Annotated in this window: 5 protein-coding genes; all 5 read right to left on the bottom strand. The window is 46.0% G+C overall.

What is annotated here, in order from left to right; translation table 11 throughout:
- Positions 1-72: 72 nt before the first annotated feature.
- The gene (locus tag IC21_RS03195) at positions 73-471 is read right to left on the bottom strand and encodes a hypothetical protein (protein WP_029143033.1); all 399 of its coding nucleotides are present in this window, start codon (positions 469-471) and stop codon (positions 73-75) included.
- A gap of 392 nt (positions 472-863) precedes the next feature.
- A complete protein-coding gene (locus IC21_RS03200) occupies positions 864-1,859 on the bottom strand; it encodes an LLM class flavin-dependent oxidoreductase (RefSeq protein ID WP_029143034.1) in 996 nt (331 codons plus the stop codon).
- Entirely contained in the window at positions 1,856-2,155 is a 300-nt protein-coding gene (locus tag IC21_RS03205; protein WP_013858149.1) for a YkvR family protein, read from the bottom strand. Before IC21_RS03205 ends, IC21_RS03200 begins: the two co-directional genes overlap by 4 nt.
- A 174-nt stretch (positions 2,156-2,329) precedes the next feature.
- Complete coding sequence (locus IC21_RS03210; protein ID WP_234969650.1) at positions 2,330-2,611, bottom strand: ArsR/SmtB family transcription factor; 282 nt, start codon at positions 2,609-2,611, stop codon at positions 2,330-2,332.
- Positions 2,612-3,747: 1,136 nt separating this feature from the next.
- On the bottom strand, positions 3,748-5,550 hold the full coding sequence (gene glmS / locus IC21_RS03215; protein WP_017553454.1) for a glutamine--fructose-6-phosphate transaminase (isomerizing): 1,803 nt from the start codon (positions 5,548-5,550) through the stop codon (positions 3,748-3,750).
- Positions 5,551-5,998: the final 448 nt, after the last annotated feature.

Genomic DNA, 5,998 nt, shown 5'->3' on the forward strand with positions numbered 1-5,998 from the left:
TTTCCTTTGAAATCCTTACACTTTATATTCGACAAAAGTAGCCAAAATCCTTGTCAAATCTGGAATTTTTGCTTATTCAGCAAGCCCTAAATAGAAATTGATTTTAGAAAAAATAATTCCCCTGAAATAATATTCTTCGAAGAGCGCGACAATCACTGAAATCCCGCCGGCCTTTAATATATCTAGCAATGCATGACCGGAAGATACCAATATATCAATCATAAAGAAAAAGAAAACGGGTATCATGATCAGCAGTGTTTCTTTAAAAGAAGACTTTATCCGCCATGTTACTTTTTGTTTTAAAAACAACACATTTAAAACGAAAACACTTATAAGTAGCACCATTTCTTCAACAAATATTTTCGTGATGTCCCCAAAATTTGCGACAAATGTGAATCTTAAACAAATTAGAACAAAGGCAACCCATGCCATCGAACAAATCATTACCCAATAATCACATGTTTTTCTCATAAACCTACTTTAACAGCTCCTCATTTTGTGTCTAGTTTTATGGGTCCATTATAACCAGCCATTCGTATCATTTTTCAAACCAAATATGATTTTAACATATCTCAGGCTGTATTCCGGCGTTCGCTTTTTACAAGCTGTGTCATATGGCTGATCAAGGAAAAAAGAAACATTCTTAAATGCTAGCAACCGTATTGATATTCGGCAAAAGCATCTAAAATCCTTTCTTCAGCTGAATTTTTTTTATGAATGCAGTCATTGCCGTACGGCTGAAAAAACGGCCGCTGGCGATCTTAAAAAAACACTGGTATTCTAAGCCCTGTTACCGCGACAACAATAATTAAAGCCCTCCTCTTCCATTAATAGGAAAAAGAAGGCTTTGATTCGCTTATCCATTACCCCAGCACTTCTTCGGCAATGTACCGGTATGAAGCAATCCGGTCCTCAAAAGAATGGGCAATGGTCAAAATCATCAATTCATCCGTTCCGTATTTTTCCTGCAACTTGGTGAATGCCGCGCGCACTTGCTGCGGATTTCCGATCACCATGTTTTGCTTCATTTTTGCCAATTTTTCTTTGTCTTTTCCGGTTAATGGATAAGATTTTGCTTCTTCAATGGACGGCACGGATGCTTGTCCCCCTTTTTCCGCCTGCAGCTGCCATATTAGGGAACTCCATGCCACTTCTTCCGCTTTTTCAGCTGTTTCGGCACATACGGCGGAAACAGTTAACAACGTTTGCGGCGCATCCCCCGGCTTTCGGGGGGTAAAAGCCTGCTCATATTGCTTTAAAATTGCCGCGCCATCCTGTTCGCTCATAAACTGGCCAAACGCATACGACATGCCAGATCGGGCAGCCAGCACGGCGCTTTTGCCGCTTGTGCCAAGCAGCCAGGCATGCGGCGGATCAGCCGGAACAGGGGCAGCCTTGACGCGGGAAAAAATATTTTCTTCCGGAAAATCGTGATAGAGAAAATGAAGCAGTTCCTCTACCAGCTCCGGCATTTTGTACACTTTTTGCAAAAATTGGCCGGATAATGCGGTGGTTGCTTCGGCAGAGCCGCCCGGCGCCCGGCCAATGCCGAGGTCAATGCGGCCCGGAAACAGCACAGAGAGCAAATTGAACACTTCCGCGACTTTATACGGCTTATAATGCGGCAAAAGCACGGCCCCGGAGCCGATCCGGATCGTGCTCGTATGCGCGCCGATAAAACCGAGCATTACTTCAGGTGCACTGCTGGCAAGACCCGGCAAATCATGATGTTCCGCAATCCAGTACCGCGTGTACCCGAATGACTCGCCTGCACGGGCCAGCTCCATCGCGTTGTACAGGGCGTCTTTCGCTGTCTGGCCGGTTGAAATGGGCGCCTGGTCTAAAATACTGAGTTTCACGCTTTGTTCTCTCCTTCTTTCACTTCCAGCAATGCTAAATGGTAGTCGCCGACCCGGCCTTTTTCATACAGATTCGTAATGGAAGTGGAGTATTCCCGGATCGCCCCTTTAAAAGCAAGCCCCTGTTCAGGTACTTCCACATCGAATTTTTCCTGATACAGTAAGGTGGCAATATCATGGTAATCTTCGCTTGTTACCTTGAAGTCCGCCACGATCTGCTTCAGCCCCTGTACGTCCTCTTCCCGATAACGTTCCACATCAATCTTCCGTTTGTTTAATACGATATAGGATACCAAAACAACACCTGCTTTCTCCTTTGTCTCTTTTCAGTCTACATGCACGGCTGCACCAAGTACAGGAGAGAGGCTTGCCCGTGCGGCCGGTGTAGGTCAACAAACCACTCCGCTTGAAACGCATTTACTTCAAGGGCATTTTGGCTGCTTTCCAAAACAAACCGGCCAAATCAAGCATCAATCGGAGACCTTGAGAAACTGCTCCCCTTCCAGTTGTTTTGCCCAGCGCCTGAACTCGCTATGATTGATAAAGTAAATATTATGGCTTTTTTGCTTGGTTTCCGTGATGAGCTTGCAATTTTTCAAAATGTTCAAGTGCCTGGAAATCGTGGCAGGGTTTAGGTCTAATTTTTCGGCCATCTCCTGGGCTTTGACCCCTTCCTTTCTTGCAATCAAAGATAAAATACGGATACGCATCGGCTCTGATAACGCTTTGCCAAAAAAGGAGATTTCATCCAAGGTGGCCGGTGTGCCGTTGTTTTCGGATGGGGAAGACGTGGTCAATGGCCGGCCCAAATAGGATGTAAGATCATAAACGAGATTTAATTCGCCCCATCCCCAAATTAGGATAAACTTTGGTGAAACAGAGTAAGAAGGGAAAAAGCGAACCACTTTTGTTTGCTTATTTTCAGGAAATTGTTCAGGAATCGTTTTTCCCTTCAGCAGCCTTCTTACTTATATAAGTTGGTACTGATTGAGTAGACATCTGACCGTTAATAGATTGAATACCAGGATCTACTGCAAGAGATGAAGCTTGAGCTTGAGTTGCCTGACTTTGTTGTACTACAGGAGATGTGGTTTCACTCGGTTTCTCAGCAGCAAATGCTGCGGATCCTGAAAAGATACTTGAAGTACCACAACAAATTCTACCATAAAATAATATTATTGGTACATATTTTTTGATATTTTAGATATATATTACTATTTATTCCCCTGTAAAAAAGTCCTTCCCCGCCAAAATCCCCCTTTCCTCTTACTCCCCCAAGGCTCCAACCGCATTTTGATGACCGCTGGCAATGTTAAAAAGTTGGTTCCCAAAACGCCTGATTTTTACCAGAAATTAGGTTGCTGGGTTGTTCAGCATAGTCTGGAAATGTCAAAAAGTTCTTCCCTGATTAGAGAAAAAATATTGGAGAAATGGCGGAACTGAGCTGGCTGGGAACCACATGAAAAAGGACTGAGAATCGCCCAATTCCATACAGTGGGGCTTCTAACGCTATAGGATTAGAGAACGCCAGAACCCTTGCGGGACAAAGGATTGGGCCGCTGTACAAAAGAAAAACTGGACCCGTTTTGGATCCAGCCTGAGTTTGTCTTTCTATTGAATTAGGGTTGAAAATGGCCCGGAAAACAACCATATTTGCCTGCTGAATTGGCCTGGTCTCCTGCCGGTCAGGTACCAACGATTTAACAGCGGGTCCCAACTTTTTTGCAGGGGACGGACTTTTTAACAGGGAGATACAAGGCCTAATCCAAAGAAGCCGGGCCAATAAAATCGCCTTATTTTACCTTGTATCATCCCTTTAATCAATCATTTGATTAAACAAAAAGCCCAGGAAAACCAGTCATTCTGGCTTTCCCGGGCTTTTTGTGGTTTATTCGACTGTGACCGATTTGGCCAAATTTCTCGGCTTGTCGACGTCGCAGCCGCGATGCAGCGCTGCGTAATAAGCAAGCAACTGCAATGGTACAACAGAGATAAGAGGTGTCAGTAATTCGTGTACACGAGGAATGACGAAACGGTCGCCTTCCTCATTCAGGCCTTTCATCGAGATCACGCAAGGGTTGGCCCCGCGGGTGACAACTTCCTTGACATTGCCGCGGATGCTCCAGTTGACGTCTTTTTGCGTAGCAAGCGCGACAACCGGTGTGCCGTCCTCAATCAGGGCAATTGTGCCGTGTTTGAGTTCGCCCCCTGCAAAACCTTCCGCTTGGATATAAGAGATCTCCTTCAGCTTCAGTGCGCCTTCAAGGCAGACAAAGTAGTCTATCGAACGGCCGATGAAGAAGCAATTGCGGGTGACCGTCAAGTAGTCATATGCCATTTGTTCAATTTCTTCTTTTGATCCGCACAGCCCTTCCATCGCATTTGCCACAAGGCCGAGTTCATGTACCAGGTCGAAGTCTTCGCTGAAACCGCGTGATTTTGCCGCTACATCAGCAAGGATCGCAAGGACGGCAATTTGCGCCGTATATGCCTTTGTCGAAGCAACCGCAATTTCCGGTCCTGCATGAAGCAATAGGGTATAATCCGCTTCACGGGACAACGTCGAGCCCGGCACATTGGTCATCGTCAGCGTCTTGTAACCCAATTCTTTCACTTTTACAAGCACAGCACGGCTGTCGGCTGTCTCCCCACTTTGCGAAATAAAAATGAACAGCGGTTTTTCTGACAAAAGCGGCATATTGTAAACAAACTCACTGGATACATGGACCTCAACCGGAATTTTTGCCAGCTTCTCAATGAGCTGCTTGCCAACAAGGCCGGCATGGTAGCTCGTGCCGCATGCGATAATATAAAGCCGGTCAGCTCCGGTTACGGCATCGATAATTTGGCTGTCAATAGACAATTTGCCGTTGATATCTTGGTAAGCCTGGATAATTTTCCGCATCACGAGTGGCTGCTCATCGATTTCTTTCAGCATATAATGCGGGTACGTACCCTTCTCTATGTCGCTTGCATCAATTTCCGCTTTATACGGTTGGCGGGTGATCGTTTCACCGGCAAGATTCTGAATGGTGACTTGCCCGCGGGTAAGGAGGACCAGTTCGCCATCTACCAGTTCGATAAACTGGTCGGTCACTTGCAGCATTGCCATCGCATCGCTCGCTACCACATTAAAACCGTTGCCGACGCCTACCAAAAGCGGGCTTTTATTTTTTGCCGCATAAATCGTATTGCCGTCTTTTTCGTCCAAGAGGGCAAGCGCATAAGAACCCCTTAAAAGCGACAGCGTTTTCCGGAACGCTTCCGCCGTTTCAAGACCTTCTGAAGCAAATTTTTCTACCAGTTGCACGATAATTTCCGTATCTGTATCACTTTTTAAAGGAACATCCGTGAGATACTCTTTTTGCAAAAGCGTGTAGTTTTCGATCACGCCGTTATGCACAAGCGTAAAACGGCCGGATGCACTTTGGTGCGGGTGGGCATTTTCTCTGCTCGGAACCCCGTGGGTTGCCCAGCGTGTATGGCCGATGCCGATCGTTGCCGCAATTCGCATATCCACGATCCGGCGCAAATCTTCAATCCGTCCCTTTTCTTTAAAAACATGCACGCCGGCTTCATTCCGGAGAGCGATCCCTGCAGAATCGTAGCCTCTATATTCCAGCTTCTCCAAGCCTTTTAACAAAATTTCCTTCGCATCTTCAGTACCGATATAGCCAACAATACCACACATTCGTTCTTCCTCCTCGGATCACAAGGGGGCAAGAACTACCGGGAGCAGTCCTGCCCCCTTATCTCTTGAAATTTTTTGTAAAACTTCTGATCCGTTTTCTCTTCCCACATGCTTTTCCCTTTGTCCAGCGGGTCACCCCGCCGATTTGTGGAAAAACATACGGCTGTGTGTGGCAGCCGGGAGGCATCCGCCGAAAGCTCGATACTCCTCCTCCTCGTCAACTGGGTCAATCCGTCCCGAACCCAGTTCTGGCGCTTTTAGAAAAAAGTCTTAAACGATCCTCCTTTTCTGTAAAGTGAAGAGAAAACAACATCATTATCATAGCGTATGCGTTATACTTCGTCAACATATTTTACCATTCTGTATGTGTCAAGTTTTTCTCGACAAGGTTTAAATATCGGGTATTCCAAGACACTCTTTTTGTACACTTTCGGCTACCGTGCTTCAC

This window comes from Heyndrickxia coagulans DSM 1 = ATCC 7050 (genome assembly GCF_000290615.1).
Taxonomy (GTDB): domain Bacteria; phylum Bacillota; class Bacilli; order Bacillales; family Bacillaceae_C; genus Weizmannia; species Weizmannia coagulans.

Excerpts from the sequence above, each read along its gene's own strand:
- IC21_RS03195 (WP_029143033.1), bottom strand. The coding sequence starts at position 471 with ATGAGAAAAACATGTGATTATTGGGTAATGATTTGTTCGATGGCATGG.
- glmS (WP_017553454.1), bottom strand. The coding sequence starts at position 5,550 with ATGTGTGGTATTGTTGGCTATATCGGTACTGAAGATGCGAAGGAAATT.